Source organism: Streptomyces sp. NPDC044106, from assembly GCF_056433985.1.
In genome coordinates this window covers 228,718-244,558 of sequence record NZ_JBWKFZ010000004.1, presented here as the reverse complement: position 1 = coordinate 244,558, position 15,841 = coordinate 228,718, and the positions used below count along the sequence as shown (strand labels likewise).

General features: G+C 73.2%; 16 protein-coding genes. 8 read left to right on the top strand and 8 right to left on the bottom strand.

Going from position 1 to position 15,841, the window contains the following annotated elements; translation table 11 throughout:
* Positions 1-81: 81 nt before the first annotated feature.
* Positions 82-1,158 (bottom strand): LLM class flavin-dependent oxidoreductase, encoded by a 1,077-nt coding sequence (locus AC07DI_RS08785; protein ID WP_478903158.1) that lies wholly within the window; start codon positions 1,156-1,158, stop codon positions 82-84.
* Positions 1,159-1,200: 42 nt separating this feature from the next.
* On the opposite strand from AC07DI_RS08785, the gene AC07DI_RS08780 reads away from it, so the two are divergent.
* Positions 1,201-1,689: a phosphatase domain-containing protein gene (locus tag AC07DI_RS08780; RefSeq protein WP_478903157.1), complete on the top strand. Its 489-nt coding sequence runs from the start codon at positions 1,201-1,203 to the stop codon at positions 1,687-1,689.
* A gap of 36 nt (positions 1,690-1,725) precedes the next feature.
* Here the strand turns inward: AC07DI_RS08780 and AC07DI_RS08775 are convergent, their stop codons facing one another.
* Positions 1,726-1,941 carry a dodecin gene (locus AC07DI_RS08775; RefSeq protein ID WP_478903155.1) on the bottom strand — a complete coding sequence of 72 codons (216 nt, stop codon included), beginning with the start codon at positions 1,939-1,941 and terminating at the stop codon, positions 1,726-1,728.
* A gap of 216 nt (positions 1,942-2,157) precedes the next feature.
* Between AC07DI_RS08775 and AC07DI_RS08770 the strand changes: the two genes are divergently transcribed.
* Positions 2,158-3,438 carry an extracellular solute-binding protein gene (locus AC07DI_RS08770; protein WP_478903153.1) on the top strand — a complete coding sequence of 427 codons (1,281 nt, stop codon included), beginning with the start codon at positions 2,158-2,160 and terminating at the stop codon, positions 3,436-3,438.
* Positions 3,439-3,517: 79 nt separating this feature from the next.
* Here the strand turns inward: AC07DI_RS08770 and egtD are convergent, their stop codons facing one another.
* From egtD to egtA, 4 genes are read right to left on the bottom strand one after another with little or no spacing between them, the layout of a single operon-like run.
* A complete protein-coding gene (egtD, locus tag AC07DI_RS08765; RefSeq protein ID WP_384246862.1) occupies positions 3,518-4,480 on the bottom strand; it encodes an L-histidine N(alpha)-methyltransferase in 963 nt (320 codons plus the stop codon).
* Positions 4,477-5,232 (bottom strand): ergothioneine biosynthesis protein EgtC, encoded by a 756-nt coding sequence (egtC, locus tag AC07DI_RS08760; RefSeq protein WP_384246859.1) that lies wholly within the window; start codon positions 5,230-5,232, stop codon positions 4,477-4,479. The genes egtD and egtC overlap by 4 nt, the downstream gene beginning before the upstream one ends.
* A complete protein-coding gene (egtB, locus tag AC07DI_RS08755; protein WP_478903151.1) occupies positions 5,232-6,575 on the bottom strand; it encodes an ergothioneine biosynthesis protein EgtB in 1,344 nt (447 codons plus the stop codon). The genes egtC and egtB overlap by 1 nt, the downstream gene beginning before the upstream one ends.
* Entirely contained in the window at positions 6,572-7,912 is a 1,341-nt protein-coding gene (gene egtA, locus AC07DI_RS08750; RefSeq protein ID WP_478903150.1) for an ergothioneine biosynthesis glutamate--cysteine ligase EgtA, read from the bottom strand. The genes egtB and egtA overlap by 4 nt, the downstream gene beginning before the upstream one ends.
* Positions 7,913-8,072: 160 nt before the next feature.
* Between egtA and AC07DI_RS08745 the strand changes: the two genes are divergently transcribed.
* Positions 8,073-8,939 carry a TIGR02452 family protein gene (locus tag AC07DI_RS08745; RefSeq protein ID WP_478903148.1) on the top strand — a complete coding sequence of 289 codons (867 nt, stop codon included), beginning with the start codon at positions 8,073-8,075 and terminating at the stop codon, positions 8,937-8,939.
* A gap of 66 nt (positions 8,940-9,005) precedes the next feature.
* Here AC07DI_RS08745 and AC07DI_RS08740 read toward each other — a convergent pair whose 3' ends face one another.
* The gene (locus AC07DI_RS08740; protein ID WP_478903146.1) at positions 9,006-10,433 is read right to left on the bottom strand and encodes an amidase; all 1,428 of its coding nucleotides are present in this window, start codon (positions 10,431-10,433) and stop codon (positions 9,006-9,008) included.
* 169 nt (positions 10,434-10,602) lie between these two features.
* Between AC07DI_RS08740 and AC07DI_RS08735 the strand changes: the two genes are divergently transcribed.
* Positions 10,603-11,637 carry a LacI family DNA-binding transcriptional regulator gene (locus tag AC07DI_RS08735; protein ID WP_478903144.1) on the top strand — a complete coding sequence of 345 codons (1,035 nt, stop codon included), beginning with the start codon at positions 10,603-10,605 and terminating at the stop codon, positions 11,635-11,637.
* A gap of 34 nt (positions 11,638-11,671) precedes the next feature.
* Here AC07DI_RS08735 and trxA read toward each other — a convergent pair whose 3' ends face one another.
* A complete protein-coding gene (gene trxA / locus AC07DI_RS08730) occupies positions 11,672-12,064 on the bottom strand; it encodes a thioredoxin (protein WP_384246846.1) in 393 nt (130 codons plus the stop codon).
* Positions 12,065-12,228: 164 nt separating this feature from the next.
* Here trxA and AC07DI_RS08725 point away from each other — a divergent pair, with 164 nt between their 5' ends.
* The 4 genes from AC07DI_RS08725 to crcB (AC07DI_RS08710) all read left to right on the top strand — a co-directional run bounded on the left by AC07DI_RS08725 (position 12,229) and on the right by crcB (AC07DI_RS08710) (position 15,797).
* Positions 12,229-13,653 (top strand): dihydrolipoyl dehydrogenase family protein, encoded by a 1,425-nt coding sequence (locus AC07DI_RS08725; protein WP_478903142.1) that lies wholly within the window; start codon positions 12,229-12,231, stop codon positions 13,651-13,653.
* Positions 13,654-13,784: 131 nt separating this feature from the next.
* On the top strand, positions 13,785-14,867 hold the full coding sequence (locus AC07DI_RS08720) for a M20 family metallopeptidase (protein ID WP_478903452.1): 1,083 nt from the start codon (positions 13,785-13,787) through the stop codon (positions 14,865-14,867).
* 73 nt (positions 14,868-14,940) lie between these two features.
* Positions 14,941-15,426: a fluoride efflux transporter CrcB gene (gene crcB, locus AC07DI_RS08715; RefSeq protein WP_384246841.1), complete on the top strand. Its 486-nt coding sequence runs from the start codon at positions 14,941-14,943 to the stop codon at positions 15,424-15,426.
* The gene (crcB, locus tag AC07DI_RS08710) at positions 15,423-15,797 is read left to right on the top strand and encodes a fluoride efflux transporter CrcB (protein ID WP_478903140.1); all 375 of its coding nucleotides are present in this window, start codon (positions 15,423-15,425) and stop codon (positions 15,795-15,797) included. Before crcB (AC07DI_RS08715) ends, crcB (AC07DI_RS08710) begins: the two co-directional genes overlap by 4 nt.
* The last annotated feature ends 44 nt before the right edge of the window (positions 15,798-15,841 follow it).

Genomic DNA, 15,841 nt, shown 5'->3' with positions numbered 1-15,841 from the left:
CTCCTGCATGCCTCACCGGGCTCACGGCAACCGCAATGTCACCCGAATGCCGGAGTACGGCAGGCAATTGCACGTCGCCCTTCACCCAGTCGGCCGGTGTTCGTGCGGGCTCTGAGAAGTCGGGGCGGCTGGTCCCCCTGAGATCCCAGCCCCCTGAGCACCCAGCCCCGCCACCTTCGCCAGCCGCCGGAAGGAGTCCAGCAGGCCCGCCCGGTCGTACGTGCTGGTCGTGACGAGCACCTCCTGCGCGCCGCTCTCCTTGATCACCAGCTCGAGATCGGCGGCCACCTGCTCCTCCGTGCCGTGCACATGCCCGCGCAGCCCCGCTTCGTAGAAGCCGCGTTCCTTCTCCGTCATGGTCAGCGACTCCACGTGCTCGGCCGGCGGGAGCGGCGGGAAGGTGCCATGCGTGCGGGAGTACGCCATCGACCAGGCCTCCGGGATCAGCAGGCTGCGCGCCGCCTCCTCGCTCTCCGCGACGGCCACGGTGCCGGCGATCACGACGTACGGCTCGGCAAGCCACGGCGAAGGACGGAAGCCGCCCCGGTACTCCTCGATGCCGCGCAGCATCTTCTCGCGGCCCCGGATGTCCCCGATGACCAGCGGCAGGCCCGCCCCGGCGGCGATCGTCGCGCCCTCGCCCACGGCCAGGACGTACGGCGGGACGGTCAGCCCCTCGGCGGGGCGGGCCCGCACGCCGGTGCCGGACGTGCCGCGGAACCAGTCGAGCAGTTCGCCGAGCCGGTCGGCGAAGTCCTCCGCGGCGTGCTTGTCGCGCCCCAGCGCCTTGCGTACCCCGTCGGTGAAGCCGACCGAACGGCCGAGCCCCATGTCGATCCGGCCGGGAAAGAGGGATTCCAGCACGCCGAACTGCTCGGCGACGACCAGCGACTGATGGTTGGGCAGCATCACGCCGCCCGTGCCGACCCGGATGGTGCGGGTGGCCGCCGCGACGGCCGCCGCCAGCACGGTGGGCGCCGAACCGGCGACGCCGGGCACGCCGTGGTGCTCGGAGACCCAGAACCGGTGATAGCCGAGCGCTTCGATCTCCTGGGCGAGCCGCACCGTGTCGCGCAGGGCGTCCGGCCCGTCGTGCCCCTCGCGGGTACGGGAACGGTCGAGGACGGAGAACCGGGTTGCTGCCATCAATGAGCTCACACAAGGTTCAACACCTGGACGCCGCCGTGATTCCCTGGGGGAGTGACCGAGAACAGCAGACCTCTGGCCGTCTTCGACCTGGACGGCACCCTCGCGGACACCGCGCATCGGCAGCGGTACCTGGAGCGCAAGCCGCGCGACTGGAACGCGTTCTTCGCCGCGGCGCCCCAGGACCCGCCGCTGCCCCGCGGCATCGAGCTGTGCCTCGCGAGCGCCGAGGAGTGCGAGGTCGTCTACCTGACCGGACGCCCCGAGCGGTGCAGGGCGGACACGGTGGCCTGGCTCGCCCGCCAGGGCCTGCCGGAGGGCACCATCTGGATGCGACGCGACGACGACCGCAGGCCCGCCCGCCGCACGAAGCTGGAGATCCTGCGCTCCATCGCCCGCGAACACGAGGTCCGCGTGCTCGTGGACGACGACGAACTGGTCTGCGAGGAGGCCGAACGCGCAGGCTTCAAGGTCGTCCGCGCCACCTGGGCCGCCACTTCCCACTCCCTGAAGGACGCCCAGGAACGAGAGGGCCGCACCTGAGGCGCGCTGTCGAGAACGCGCCCTGTCGAGAACCGCCTACTCACCGTCCTCCAGCCGGAACCCCACCTTCAGTCCCACCTGGTAGTGCTGGATCTGCCCGTCCTCGATATGGCCCCGTACCTGCGTGACCTCGAACCAGTCCAGGGAGCGCAGTGTCTGCGAGGCACGTTCGACGCCGTTGCGGATCGCCTGGTCGAGGCCTTCGTGGGACGTGCCGACGATCTCGGTGACGCGGTACGTGTGGTTCGACATGAGGTGAGTCCTCCGGGACCGTCGAGTGGAGCCGCACGACTCCGTGGAGTGCCGTCACTCCACCGTGCACCAACGCGCCCGCGTGCGCGAGATGGCGTACCCCCTTGACCGGATCATTGGTACATACCAGAATCCAGCCGGTAACCCGTTCGAGCCGAGAGCTCATCCCCCCGCGTCGGGCTGACTTCCCCTGTCCTCAGGTAGAAAGTGACCCACGTGAACCCGCACCGCCGCGCCGCCGTGTCTCTGGCCCTCGCGTTCTCCTCCACCGTTCTGCTCGCCGGATGCGGGGTGCTGCCGGGCGGTGACGACGCCGAGACCGTCACGGTCTGGCTGATGCGGGGCAGTGCGTCGCCCGAGTTCGTCGAGCGCTTCACGAAGGACTTCGAGAAGGAGCACGACGGGATCGACCTGGACATCCGCATCCAGGAGTGGACCGGCATCGGCCCCAAGGTGAAGAAGGCGCTCAAGGAAGAGGGCGGGGACGGGCCCGACATCATCGAGGTCGGCAACACCCAGGTCGCCCAGTACGTCGACGAGGGCGGCCTGTACGACCTCACCCTGGAGTCCGCGCGCGACCTCGGCATGGACGACTGGCTGCCGGGTCTGGCCGAGCCGGGACGTTACCGGGGAGCCCAGTACGGCATCCCCTGGTATGCCGCCAACCGTGTCGTCATCTACAACAAGGACCTGTTCGCGCAGGCGGGGATCAAGAAGGCGCCCAGGACCCGCGAGGAGTGGATCGCGGCCACCGAGAAGCTCAACGGCGGTGGCAAGCAGGGGATCTACCTGGCCGGCCAGGACTGGTACACCCTCGCCGGGTTCATCTGGGACGAGGGCGGTGACCTCGCCAAGGAGACCAAGGAGTCCTCCGGCGACTGGCGCGGCAGCCTGCACACGCCCGCGGCGCTGCGCGGCATGGCGTTCTACCAGCGGCTGCAGGCGCTCGGCGACGGCCCGCGCGACGCCGACGAGGAGCACCCGTCGCAGGCCGGTGTGTTCGCCAAGGGCGATGTCGCCCAGATCGTCACGGTGCCGGGGGCCGCCCGCGCCATCGAGGAGCAGAACCCCCAACTGAAGGGGAAACTCGGCTACTTCCCCATCCCCGGCAAGAAGGCGGGCAAGCCCGGCGCGGTCTTCACCGGCGGCTCCGACTTCGTGGTGCCCGAGCACAGCGACAACCACAGGGGCGCGGTCGCGGTGATCGAGGCGCTCGCGGGCAAGAAGTGGCAGACCGACCTGGCGCGGACCATGAACTACGTCCCGAACAAGGCGAAGCTGGCCCCCGCGGTCGCGGGCGAGGAGGGCGTCGCGGCGATGGCCGTCGGCGCGGCGAACGGCCGGGCCACCCCCAACTCGCCGCGCTGGGCGGGCGTCGAGGCGGACAACCGCATCAAGGACTACATGACGCAGGTCCTGATGGGCGGCGACCCGGCGGCCGAGGCACGCAAGGCCTCGGACAAGATCACCGAGGTGCTGAACGTCGGAGGGCTCTGACACCGGGTCAGGTCGAGTCGGGCGGCACGCGCGGCACGCCACTGCGCGCCGCGCTGCACCACCGCCCTACGCCACCGCCCTACGCCACCGTGCTCAACGACAGCGCGAAGCGCTCCCTGTCGTCCGTCCACCAGTGCGTCAGCTTCAGCCCGACGGCGCCGAGTTCGCTCTCCACGCCGTCCGCACGGAACTTCGCCGAGATCTCCGTGCGGAGTTCCTCGCCAGCCGTGAAGTCGACCGCGAGATCCAGCGCGTGGATCTTCACCGTCTGGTCGGTGGTGGAGCGCAGGCGCATCTCTATCCACTCGCGCTCGCGGTTCCAGACGGCGACGTGCTCGAAGGCGGCGGGGTCGAAGTCCCCCGCGAGCTCACGGTTGATCACCGACAGGACGTTCTTGTTGAACGCGGCGGTCACGCCCGTCGCGTCGTCGTACGCGGAGACGAGGACCGACTCGTCCTTGACCAGGTCCGTGCCGAGGAGCAGCGCGTCGCCGGGCTGGAGCAGTCCGCGTACCGAGGTGAGGAACGCGGCGCGCTCGGCGGGCAGCAGATTGCCGATCGTGCCGCCGAGGAACGCGATAAGGCGCGGGCCCGGCGTGCCCGGCAGCGCGAGGCCGCGGGTGAAGTCGGCGATCAGGGCGTGCACGTCGAGTGCGGGCCGCTGCGCGAGCAGCGTGTTCGCGGCGCCGGTCAGCGCGCTCTCGCTGACGTCCACGGGGACGTAGGTGTGCAGGCCGGACAGGGCGTCGATCAGGTGGCGCGTCTTCTCCGAGGAGCCCGAGCCCAGCTCGATCAGTGTGCGGGCGCCCGTGAGCTCGGCGATCTGTGCGGACCGGGCCACGAGGATCTCGCGCTCGGCCCGGGTGGGGTAGTACTCGGGCAGGGTGGTGATCTCCTCGAAGAGGACGCTGCCGCGCGCGTCGTAGAACCACTTGGGCGGCAGCGATTTGGGGGTGCGGGTGAGGCCGTGCAGGACGTCGGCGCGCAGCGCGGAGTCGGTGGCGTCCTCGGGGAGGGTGCGGGTCAGCAGGAACGGGCTCACGCAGGGGGCTCCTTGAGCGGGGTCAGGGTGACGTCGGTGCGGTCGGCTGTGAGCAGGGTGCGGTCGGGCACCTCGCGCCAGCGCGGGTCGTCGTCGTAGGGCTCGGAGGCCACGACGGTGCGGCGGCCGGGCTCCGCGAGGTACCAGAGGGTGTCGCCCCAGGTGGTCGCGGTGATCGTGGCGCCGTCGGTGAGGAGCAGGTTGAGGCGCGATCCGGGGGCCGCCTCCGCGACCTCCCGGACGGTGTCGGCGAGGGCCTGCCCCGCCTCGTCGCCGCTGGAGAGCCGGTGCAGGACGAGCGCCCACACCAGCGCGGAGTCGCAGCGCGCCTCCATCGAGAGCAGCTCGGCGGGCGGCAGGTCCCGGGCGAGGAGGGCGAGCGTGCCGGGCCAGCCGGTCACCGCGCCGTTGTGGCTGAACAGCCACGGTCCCGAGGCGAACGGCGCCGCCGCCGCCTCGCCGTCCGCGCCCGCCAGGGTGGCGTCGCGCACGGCTGCGAGGACCGCCCCGGAGCGCACGACCCGGGCGAGATCGGCGAACGACTGGTCGCCCCAGATCGGCCCGGTGCGGCGGTAGCGGGCGGGCGCCGGGTCCCCTTCGGCGTACCAGCCGACGCCGAAGCCGTCGGCGTTGACGGTGCCGTACCGCTGCATCCGGGGCGCCCACGACTGCCGGAAGAGGCTGTGCGGGGGCGTGACCAGGAGGCTTCCCAGGGACTTGGGCGGGCCGACGCAGGCGAGGTGACGGCACATCAGGCGGTTCCCGGGGGTGCGGTTTCGGTGGGCCCGGCGTCCCGAGCCGTGCGGAAGCCGGAGAAGATCTGCCGCCGCACCGGGTGGTCCCAGTTGCGGAACGTGCCGCGGCAGGCCACCGCGTCGACGGAGAAGGCGCCGCCGCGCAGCACCTTGTAGTCGCCGCCGAAGAACACGTCCGAGTACTCGCGGTAGGGGAAGGCGGAGAAGCCGGGGTAGGGCAGGAACCCGCTGGAGGTCCACTCCCACACGTCACCGATCAACTGCCGTACGCCGAGCGGTGACTCGCCCGCGGCGTAGCTTCCGGCGGGCGCGGGCCGCAGATGCCGCTGCCCCAGGTTGGCGCGCTCCGGCGTGGGGTCCGCGTCGCCCCACGGATAGCGCGTCGACCGGTCGGACACCGGGTCGTACCGGGCGGCCTTCTCCCACTCCACCTCGCTCGGCAGGCGGCGCCCCGCCCACCGCGCGTACGCGTCCGCCTCGTACCAGCTGACGTGCAGCACCGGCTCGTCGGCCGGCACCGGCTCGACCGTCCCGAAGTGCCGCCGCAGCCACTGACCGCCCTCACGGCGCCAGAACAGCGGCGCCCGCAGGCCGTGCTCGCGGACCATCGCCCAGCCCGCCGGGTCCCACCAGTGCATCCTGTCGTAGCCGCCGTCCTCGATGAAGCGCTGGTACGCGGCGTTGGTGACCGGTGTCGTGTCGATGAAGAACGGGGGGACCAGGCGGCGGTGCGCCGGGCGTTCGTTGTCGAGGGCCCAGGGCTCGGTGGACGTGCCCATGGTGAACGGGCCGCCGGGGACCAGGACTTCGGCAGGACCGGTGAAGGGCTCCGCGGGCGGTGGGTCCGGCGCGGTGAGGGCGCCGGGTCCCGTCCTCAGCTGGTGCGTGATCAACATGGTCTCGTCGTGCTGCTGCTCGTGCTGCGCGATCATCCCGAAGGCGAAGCCCGCGTCGGTGAGCGGCGTGCCGCGAAACGGTGTCCTTTCCAGTACGTCGAGCGCCCGGCCCCGCACCTCCGCCGCGTAGCCGCGGGCCTCGGCGGGCGCGAGCAGCGGCAGGCGCGGCCGCTCGGAACGGGGATGCTCGAAGGCGTCGTACAGCGGATCGATCTCGGGCCGCATCGCGTCGCGGCCCGCGACCGCGCGCAGCAGCCACTGCTCCTCCTGATTGCCTATGTGCGCGAGGTCCCAGACCAGCGGCGACATCAACGGCGAGTGCTGCGCGGTGAGTTCGGCGTCCTCCACACAACTGGTGAGGAGGGTGGTGCGGTCCCGGGCGGCCAGGAGCGCGGTGAGCGCGCGCTCCCGCAGGGCTTCCGGGTCGGTGGTGGAGCCTGTCATCGGCGAAAGTCCTTCCCAGGCGAATCATGGAGTGGTCCCGCGTCCCGCACGCGGTCGAGCAGGTCGTCCGCCGGGCAGCGCCCCCGCGCGACGTAGCGCGCGGCGAACGTCGCGACGGCGTCCCGCACGGACGCGGCGGCGCCGAGGCGGGGCAGCGCCTCGACGGCGGCGGCGAAGCAGGCGACGGCGGCCTCGCGCAGTTCGGGGTCGGCCGGGCCGTGCCGCGCCGCGTCGAGCCAGAGCGGGTTGTGCGGCGCGGCGGGCGCGTCCGGCGGCCCGTACCGCTCGGCCAGCGGCTTCACGGCGCGATAGGCGGTCTCGGACGCCTCCGGGTCGTCGAAGAGCGCGCTCGTCACGGCCAGCGGCACGATCCAGCCGTCGTCCCCGGGCTGCGCGTCCACCATGCGCAGCTCCAGGTGGCCGCGCGGGCGGACCGGCGGGAACAGCGTGGTCAGGTGGTAGAAGAGGTCCTCACGGGTGGGTCTGCGCGGTGCGCCGGCGCGGGCCCACGCCCGGAAACTCATCCCTTCGGGAACGCTCCACGGGCCGTCGCCCGGCTCCCTCCTGACGCACATGACCGGCGCGTCCAGGGCGTGCCGTACCCAGACCTCGCGCGGTTCCCCGTCGAGCGGCGGGGCGCCGGATCTGCCGGGTTCGATGCCCGCCCACACGGCCTGCCGGGTCGACCGCCAGCCGGTGGGGCGGCCCTCCTGCAGCGGCGAATTGGCGAACACCGCGACCAGGACGGGCCCGAGCAGGTGCGCCAGGCGCCAGCGTCGCGCGTAGCCGAGCGGGCCCGGCTCCTCGTGGCCCGCGTCGAGGCAGATCTGCACGGACGCCGTCGAGCACATCATGCGGCGTCCGGCCGGCCCGCCGCGGTCGAGGCAGGACTCCAGGGCGTCGTAGCGGGGTTCGCGCAGGATGCGTGACGGTGGCCGCCACGGGTCGGCGCCGAAGCCGCTGAGGGTGAGGCGGTGGGAACGTAACGTGTCGCGTACGACGTCGAGGTCGGCCCGCATGGCCGAGACGACTTCCGTCAGCGAGGCGGCGGGCAGCGAGCTGAGCTCCAGCTGGCCGCCGGGTTCGACGGTGACGGACGATTGCAGGGGCAGGGCCCGCAGTGCGGCGTAGGCCGCTTCGAGGCGGGCGGTGGGTACGGGCAGGTGGGGCAGTCCGGGCTCGTGGAGGAGCCATTCCAGTTCGACGCCGGTGGCGCGGGGTGGGCCGGTCTTGAAGCAGATGCCGCGGACCAGCGCTTCCACCTCGGCCTCCGACACCGTGTCCCGCGCCCTTGTGGGGCGTGCGGTGCGGTGTTTCCTACAGTCTCCCTCAGGCATGCGGGGATCCTTCCATCCGATGCTGCTCGTCACACCCAAAGCCCTTCAGGGCCGTTCGCACAAGAGTGCCCCTCAGGCCGTTCCCGTACCAGCTATTTCTGTTGCGCCGCCCCACCCGCACCCCACACCATGCGGGCATGGACGACACGGGGGCGCGGGCATGAGCGCCCGGCTGCGCGCACAGGCGCAGGAGACCGAGCGGATCGTCGCGGCGGGGGCGTACGTCGCGCCGTGCGGCCGGGAGGCGGAGCTCGCCGACGCGGTGGCCGCGGCCCGCGCCGGTACGCGCATGTTCGGGCCCGAGCCGGTGGAGGCGCCGGTCCGGCCGGTCGTGGACACCGTATTCGAGGTCACGGGCGAGAGCAGCCTGGAGGCGGCCGGCAGGCTGACGGCCGAGGACGGTTCCCCGGTGGCCGTGCTGAACTTCTCCTCGGCCCGCAACCCCGGCGGGGGCTACCTGAACGGCGCCCAGGCGCAGGAAGAGGCGCTGTGCCGGGGCTCCGCCCTCTACACGTGCCTCCTGCGGGCCCCCGCGTTCTACGCCCACCACCGCGCCGACCGCGACCCGTTCTACAGCGACCGCGTGATCCACTCGCCGGGCGTCCCCGTCTTCCGTGACGTCCGCGGGCGGCTCCTCGACGAGGCGTACACCGTCGGCTTCCTCACCTCCGCGGCGCCGAACGCCGGGGTGATCCGCCGCCGGGCACCCGAGCGCGCGGCCGACATCCCGGGCGCCCTCGCGGCGCGCGCCGAGCGCGTCCTGGAGACCGCGGCGGCGTGGGGCTACCGCAGACTGGTGCTCGGCGCCTGGGGGTGCGGGGTGTTCATGAACGACCCCGCGCAGGTCGCCGGGGCCTTCCACGCGCTGCTCGGTGCGGGCGGCCGGTTCGCCGGGCAGTTCACGCACGTCGTGTTCGGGGTGCTCGACCGCACGAAGGGCGCGGTGACGCGCGGCGCCTTCGAGGAGGCGTTCGCCCGCGAGACCGGCGCCCCTGCCGCCGCCAGGCAGTCACAGGGCTCGCCGTAGAACCTGGCCGGTCGCCTGAACGTGGCGGCACCGGCGTACGGCCGGACAGCTCGCGAACGTGCGGTCCTACGGCGCCGGAGCCGCGTCGGGCAACGGCGCGGGCCACCGCTCGTACCACCGCTGGTCCGCCTCCAACTGCGCGGCCAGGGACACCAGAAGCGGCTCGCTGCCCGCGGGCCCGAGCAGCTGGGCGCCGACCGGCAGGCCGCCGGGGGTGCGGCCCGCGGGCACGTTGACACCCGGCCACCCGAGCACGTTCCACGGCCACGCGTAGGGGCACGCGGCGATCATCGCCCGGTCGGTCCGCCAGCCGCTCATCGTGGCGAGCGTGCCGACGCGCGGCGGGGGAGCGGCCGTCGTCGGCGCGATCACCACGTCGTACGTCGAGAAGAGGGCGCCCACCCGCCGGTGCAGCGCGGCCTCCGATCGGCGCGCCAGCCTCAGCGGCGCGCCGCCCAGCAGCCTGCCCATGCGGGCCGCCTCCTGGGTGCGCCGGTCGAGGAGCGAGAAGTCCGGCACGTGACGGCTCCACTCCGCGATGCCCGCCGTGGCCCGCGGGACGAACGCAAGCCCGATCTGCCCGTACCGCGGGTCGGCCTCGGCCACGTCGTGCCCGAGCGCGGCGAGCCGGTCCGCGAGCGCCACCACCCGGTCCCGCACCACCGGGTGCAGGTGCTTGGGCGTCGCCGTGAACGGCATCCGCAGCGACAGGGCGATCCGCAGCCGCCCCGGATCGCGGGTGGCGGCCTCGGCGGCGCGTACGGGAGCGGGGCGGTGCAGGTCGCCCTCGTGGCTGCCGCTCGCCGCGTCGAGGAGCAGCGCGGCGTCCGCGACCGTCCTCGCGAGCGGGCCGTTGACGGTGATGCCCTGGAAGGCCTCGGGCCAGGGCCAGGTGGATATCCGGCCGCGCTGCGGCTTGATCCCGACCAGGTGCGTCCAGGCCGCCGGAATCCGCACCGACCCTGCGCCGTCCGAGCCGAGCGCCGCCGGGACCAGGCCCGCGGCGACCGCGGCGGCCGAGCCGCCGGACGAACCGCCCGGCGTGTGGCCGGTGTTCCACGGATTGCGGGTGTCGCCGAAGCCGGGCCCCTCCGTGAACGGCCACTGCCCCAGCTCGCACGTGTTGGTCTTGCCGACGATCACCGCCCCGGCCGCCCGCAGCCTGCGCACCGCCTCGGAGTCCCGCTCCTTCGGCACGAAGTCGCCCCTGCAGCCGAACGCGGTCGGCTCGCCCGCCACGTCCATGTCGTCCTTCACCGCCAGCGGCACCCCGAGCAGCGGTCGCGAGGAGCCCCCGCCCGTCGCCAACTCCCGGTCGGCGGCGTCCGCCTCGGCGAGCGCGGCCTCCGCACGCACCAGCTTGAACGCGTTGAGCGCGGGTTGCGACGCCTCGATCCTGGCCAGCGTCCGCTCGGTCAGCGCACGCGCGGACACCTCTCCAGCGGCCAGCGCGCGGGCGGTGCGCACCAGGCCATCGGCACGGTCGGCAGTCATGTGGGGGACACCTTCGCTCGACGACGGGTGCCCGAACGTTAACCGGCGAGTAGCTCGACACGGAACGCGAGCGGCTCAACGAGGGACACGGCAGGGCCAGTTCACCGGCCGCACGACTCCACCGCCCGCCCGCGGCCAAGCCCGCCGCGTCTGCGAGGATGACGGGGCCATGGTGCAGATACCGAAGCAGCAGCCCACGCAGTGTTCCGTGCCGACGAGCGCCGACGTCGCCCGCCTGGCGGGGGTCTCCCGCGCGACCGTCTCGTACGTCCTCAACAACACCAGCGCCGTCCGCATCAGCGAACCCACGCGCCGCCGCGTCCACGAAGCGGCGAGGGAACTCGGCTACGTCCCGCACGCCGCGGCCCGCAGCCTGCGCGCCGGGCACAGCCGCATGGTCCTCATGCCCACTTCGGAGATACCCGTCGGCCCGCTCTTCAGCCGGTTCTTCAACGAACTGCAGTGGGCGCTCGGCCGACTCGACTACACCGTCGTGCAGTACGCGAGTCTCGGCCTGACCGGCGAGGACGCCGCCCGCGCCTGGGCCGAACTGCGTCCCGTGGCCGTTCTCGCCCCCGACGCCTCCGCGGTCGGCCCACGCGGCGTGACCGTCCTGAAGCGGTCCGGCGCCCGGGCCGTCTTCACCCTCGGACCGCACCGCGTGGAGGGCGCGCACGCCCTGCTCATGGACGGACGCAGGGTCGGCGAGGCCGCCGCCCTGCACTTCCTGGCCCGCGGACGCCGCCGCATCGGCGTCGTCGTCCCCGAGGAACCGGGCCTGGAACACTTCTCGCGGCCCCGCCTCGAAGGGGTCCGCCAGGCGGTGGAGAGCACCCGCACCACCGGCGCCTCGGTCATCGAGCTGTCTCTCGCCTACGCCGAGGAATCAGCCGCCCGGCTGGCGGCGCGCTGGCGCGACCTCGGCATCGACGCCGTCTTCGCGTACAACGACGAATACGCGATGCTCCTGATGCGCGCCCTGCAGGACGAAGGCATCGCCGTCCCCGACGAGAGCGCCGTCATCGGCTCGGACGACCTGATGCTGGGCCGGCTCCTCAGACCCCGGCTCAGCACCGTCCGCATAGAGCTGCCCTCGGGCCGCGGCCTGGCCGAACTCGTCGACCGTGTGGTGCGCGACCCGGGCGCCGAACCCGAGGTGCACGACGTGCTCGGAGCTGACGTCGTGCACCGCGAGTCCAGCTGACCGCTACGGCCCGCGCTTCCTCCAGGAGCCGCTCCTACTGGCCCTGCGCGCCCTGCTGCTTGGCCTGCTCCTCGGCGACCTGCCGGCGCACCTCGTCCATGTCCAGGTTCCTGGCCTGGCCGATGACGTCCGTGAGCGCGGCCTCGGGCAGCGCGCCCGGCTGGGCGAAAACCGCCACCTGGTCGCGGACGATCATCAGGGTCGGGATCGACTGGATCTCGAAGGCCTGGGCGAGCTCGGGCTGCGCCTCCGTGTCGACCTTGGCGAAGACCAGGTCGGGATTGGCCTCGGCGGCCTTCTCGTACACGGGGGCGAACTGCTTGCACGGCCCGCACCACTCGGCCCAGAAATCGATCAGCACGAACTCGTTGTCCGTGACCGTCTGGTCGAAGTTGTCCTTGGTGAGCTCCACAGTCGCGCTGCTCATGGTGTGTCCTACTTCCTGCTGTCGGGCGTAGCCGCTGTGCACAACGGCCGATGCTGCGGACGTATTCCGCCTGTCGCACGCGCGGAAGATGCCGCATGTGCACCGGCGCGTTCCGCGCGCGTACCCATGTGGCCACGGCGCACACCTGCCGACAGACTGTCCTCATGACGGATGCCATCACATACGACGTAGTAGTCATCGGCGCAGGTCCCGTGGGGGAGAACGTGGCGGACCGGGCCCGGGCGGCCGGGCTGTCCGCAGCGATCGTGGAGAGCGAGCTCGTCGGGGGTGAGTGCTCCTACTGGGCGTGCATGCCCAGCAAGGCACTGCTGCGCCCCGTCATCGCCCGCGCCGACGCCCGCCGCGTCCCCGGCCTGCGCCAGTCGGTGCAAGGCCCCCTGGACGCCTCCGCGGTCCTCGCGCACCGCGACGACTACACGTCGCACTGGAAGGACGACGGCCAGGTCGGCTGGCTGGAGGGCGTCGGCGTCGACCTGTACCGGGGCCACGGGCGCCTCGCGGGTCCCCGCAAGGTCACGGTCACCGGCGCGGACGGCGTCGAGCGCACGCTGGAGGCCCGCCAAGCGGTGGCCGTCTGCACCGGCACCCGCGCCGCGCTCCCCGGTCTGCCGGGCCTCGCCGACGCCAAGCCGTGGACCAGCCGCGAGGCCACCGCAGCCGACCACGTGCCCGGCCGGCTCCTGGTCGTCGGCGGCGGTGTCGTCGCCGTGGAGATGGCCACCGCCTGGCAGGCACTGGGATCGAGCGTGACCGTGCTCGTACGGGGCGGGGGACTGCTGCCCCGCATGGAGCCGTTCGCCGGTGAGCTGGTGCTTGAGGCCCTCACGGAGGCGGGGGCCGAGGTCCGCTCCGGCGTCTCCGTCACCGGGGTGCGGCGCGAGGGCGGCACCGTCACGGCGACCCTGGACGACGGCTCGGCACTTGAGGCCGACGAGATCCTCTTCGCCACGGGCCGCGCCCCGCGCACCGACGACATCGGCCTGGAGACCGTCGGCCTGGAACCCGGCTCCTGGCTGCCGGTCGACGAGAGCCTGCGCGTCGAGGGCAGCGACTGGCTGTACGCGGTGGGCGACGTGAACCACCGCGCGCTCCTCACCCACCAGGGCAAGTACCAGGCCCGCATCGCGGGCGCCGCCATCGCCGCCCGCGCCCAGGGAGTCCCGATCCTGGAGAGCGACCGTTGGGGCGCCCACTCCGCCACCGCCGACCACGCGGCCGTCCCGCAGGTCGTCTTCACCGACCCCGAGGCGGCCTCCGCGGGCCTGACCCTCGCCGAGGCGGAGGCCGCGGGCCACCGGGTCCGGGCCGTCGACTACGACATGTCCGGCGTCGCGGGCGCGGGCCTCTATGCCGACGGCTACCGGGGCCGCGCCCGCATGGTCGTCGACCTGGACCGCGAGATCCTCCTCGGCGTCACGTTCGTCGGCCCCGGCGTCGGCGAACTCATCCACTCCGCGACGATGGCCGTCGCGGGCGAGATCCCGCTGGACCGGCTCTGGCACGCGGTGCCCGCCTACCCGACGATCAGCGAGGTCTGGCTGCGGCTCCTGGAGACCTACCGGGGTTGACGGCGGGCACCGGGTCCCGCCACCACGCCCCCCCGCGGACGTACGTTCGCGAAGGCCTGTTCCATGATCGTCACGCCAAGTACCCTTGCGCCGTGACGATCCACCAGGCAGTCGGCGTGCAGACGGAAGCGATGATCGACGACCTCAGGACGCTCGTCGAGGTCGAGTCGCCCTCGCGGGACGCCGAGGCCCTGACGGCGTCGGCGAAGGCCGTCGCAGCCGTCATCGAGAGCCGCCTCGGTGGGAAGGCCGTGCTCGTCGGGAGCGAGGCGGGACCGCACGTCCACTGGTCGTCCGGCGGCGAACCCAAGGTGCTGATCCTCGGTCACCACGACACGGTGTTCCCGCTCGGCACCCTCGGCCGCCGCCCGTTCGAGGTCGAGGCCGGGCACGCGACGGGGCCAGGGGTCTTCGACATGCTGGGCGGCCTGGTGCAGGCCGTCCACGGTCTCGCGGCGCTCGACGACCGGTCCGGCGTCGAGATCCTGGTGACCGCCGACGAGGAGGTCGGCTCCCACACCTCCCGCGCGCTCATCGAGGAGCGCGCCCTCGCCTGCGGTGCGGTCCTGGTGTTCGAGGGCGCGGCCGACGGCGGCGGACTGAAGACGGGCCGCAAGGGATGCGGCACGTTCGAGGTGTCCGTCGCGGGCCGCGCCTCGCACGCGGGCCTCGAACCCGAGGCGGGGGTCAACGCCCTGGTCGAGGCGGCCCATCAGGTGCTCGACATCGCGGCGCTCGGCCGCCCGGACCTCGGCACGACCGTGACTCCGACCGTCGCATCGGCGGGCACGCTGGACAACGTCGTGCCCGCCGGGGCGACCGTCGTCGTCGACGTCCGGGTGGAGACGGCCGAGGAGACGGAACGCATCGAGTCAGCGTTCGCGGCGCTCACGCCGCACGTCGAAGGGGCCCAGCTCACGGTCCGGGGCTCCATCGGCCGTCTGCCGATGCCCGAGTCGGCTGCCGCCGGGCTGTTCGCGGTGGCGGAGCGGCTGCTTCCGGGCGTGGTGGGCGAGGCGGTCGGCGGCGGCAGCGACGGCAACTTCACTGCCGCGCTCGGCGTGCCGACGCTGGACGGTCTCGGTGCGGTCGGCGGTGGCGCCCATGCCGACCACGAGTACGTGGTGGTCGCGGCCATGGAGGAGCGGGCGAACCTCGTCTCCGGCCTGGTGCGCGCGATCCGCAACGGAGAGCTGGGGACCGCGGACGCCTGAGGTCCACGGGGCGGCTGTTGGGCAGTCCGGGCCTGATGGCGCGGTGATCGGCCGGTCCGGTTAGCGTAGGCCCATGGGAGCTCAGCGGCCCGGGGCACTGGACGAACCCACGGACCCCGACATCGATCTGTCCGTGGCCGCGCAGCGCCGTGAACCGGCGCGGGGGCAGTGGCAGATCGTCGTGGCGGTCTCCGTCGGTGGCGGTGTCGGCGCCGTGGCACGGTACGCGGCGTCCGTGAGCTGGCCGACCGCCACCGGAGGGTTCCCCTGGACGACGCTGGTGGTGAACGCCGCGGGATGCGCGGCGATCGGCGTCCTCATGGTGCTGGTCACCGAGGCCGGGACGGCGCACCGCCTGGTCCGGCCGTTCCTCGGCACCGGCGTCCTCGGCGGCTTCACCACGTTCTCGACGTACGCGGTGGACATCGAGCGCCTGGTCAGGGACGGCCACGCACGCACCGGACTCGCCTACTTGGGCCTGACCCTGCTCGCCGCCCTCGCCGCGGTGTCGTGCGCGGCGTGGACGACGCGCGGCCTGGTGTCGCGGAGGAGGGCATGAACTGGCTGCTCGTCGCCGTCGGCGGCATGGTCGGCGCCCCGCTGCGCTATCTGACCGACCGGGCCGTGCAGGTACGGCACAGGACCGACTTCCCCTGGGGTACCTTCACCGCCAACGTCACCGGCTGCCTGATCCTGGGCGTGGTCACCGGCGCGGTCATCGCGGGCGCCGCGTCCCCGCACACCCAACTGCTCCTCGGCACCGGCCTGTGCGGCGCGCTGACGACGTACTCGACCTTCTCGTACGAGACACTGCGGCTTGCCGAGCGCCGCGCCCGGTTCTACGCCGCGGCCAACGCGCTCGGGAGCGTCGTCGCGGGCCTCGGCGCGGCCTTCGCGGGGATGGCCGTCGCCGAGGCCCTCTGGCCGTGAGCGCCGTGGGTTGCGGCGGCGCGGAACCGTCCGCCCGGGCCACG